The organism is Limnofasciculus baicalensis BBK-W-15, assembly GCF_024178385.1.
Classification (GTDB): Bacteria; Cyanobacteriota; Cyanobacteriia; order Cyanobacteriales; family Coleofasciculaceae; genus Limnofasciculus; species Limnofasciculus baicalensis.
Map to the genome: position 1 here is coordinate 1 of NZ_JAMZMM010000710.1, position 1323 is coordinate 1323.

The 1323-nt window shown below is 41.9% G+C and carries 1 protein-coding gene and 1 pseudogene; both read left to right on the plus strand.

Features of this window, described 5'->3' with window-relative positions:
- The first annotated feature begins 157 nt into the window (after positions 1 to 157).
- Positions 158 to 895: a Uma2 family endonuclease gene (locus NJ959_RS29630; RefSeq protein WP_254015346.1), complete on the plus strand. Its 738-nt coding sequence runs from the start codon at positions 158 to 160 to the stop codon at positions 893 to 895.
- Positions 896 to 1065: 170 nt separating this feature from the next.
- Positions 1066 to 1323, plus strand: a pseudogene (locus NJ959_RS29640) (hypothetical protein); the annotation flags it as partial.

Consider the following 1323-nt stretch of genomic DNA (forward strand, 5'->3'; position numbering starts at 1 on the left):
AGGGGGGAGCAAGAATACAACCTGCATTTCTTCCTTTCTCGGGATGCTCCCAATCGTTTCCCCCTAGCCCACCGTATTAGTTGAGAATAATCCCACCTAGAGGAATTAATATTATAAAATATACTAGGAGTTGACACTCACCCCAACCCAAAAAGTTATGGTACAACAACTTGCTCCCCCAACTGCTCCAGAAATCATCTACCCTGACAGCGACGGACAACCAATGGCAGATAATACCGAACAGTTTAAATGGATTGTACTCATTAAAGAGAACTTAGAGATTTTGTTTGCGGATGTCGCCAATGTATTCATCGCTGGGGATTTACTTTGGTATCCCGTTGAAGGAGATAATAAAATCCGTCAAGCCCCAGATGTGATGGTAGTCTGGGAACGGGCAAAAGGTAAACGGGGTTCTTATAAACAATGGCTAGAAGATAATATCCCCCCACAAGTAGTTTTTGAAATTCTCTCTCCTGGTAACCGCCCCATGGAAATGTTTAAAAAACTATTATTTTATCAACGGTATGGGGTACAAGAGTATTATATTTACGATCCAGATAAAATTGAATTTACAGGTTTTCTCCGTTCAGGAGACTGGTTAGAACCCATTGAAGAGATAAATGGCTGGGTAAGTCCTCTGTTAAAAATTCGCTTTCAACTAACAGAAAATAATCTGGAAATTTATCGTCCAGATGGGCGAAAATTTATCAATTCAGTGGAATTAGAACAACTCAGACAACAAGAAAGCCAACGGGCACAACAAGAAAGTCAACGGGCACAACAAGAAAGTCAACGGGCACAGGAAGCACTAGCTCAACTAGAAGCAGAAAAGCAGCGCTATCAAGCCTTAATAGAAAGATTGCGCGAGCGGGGCATTACTCCAGAACAATTGTAATTGGTTATTGGTTATTGGTTATTGGTTGTTGGTTGTTGGTTGTTGGTTGTTGGTTATTAGTCATTAGTCATTAGTCATTAGTCATTATGAAACCTTCGTGTCTTCGCCCATACCCCAGAGGAAAGAATATGGTAACTTATGGCTAATTGCTTTTTTCGCTCGCGACATCAATGAGTCAGCATCCTACCCCCCAACGGCATCATATCGATCCTCCAGGACTGTGGGGAAATGTTATCCTAGGTTCTGCGATCGTCCATATCTTAGCATTTGGCTTATTACATCTGATCTCAATGGGTTCATTGCAAAAATGGCAAGGGAATCGAGATTTCATTTCAGTATACTTATTTTCCCTTCCTGCCAAAGCCAACACCTTAGCCCCCGCCAGAAAACCATCCTCGCCCAAACTACCAATCAAAACAACCACACAC

Excerpts from the sequence above, each read along its gene's own strand:
- NJ959_RS29630 (WP_254015346.1), top strand. The coding sequence starts at position 158 with ATGGTACAACAACTTGCTCCCCCAACTGCTCCAGAAATCATCTACCCT.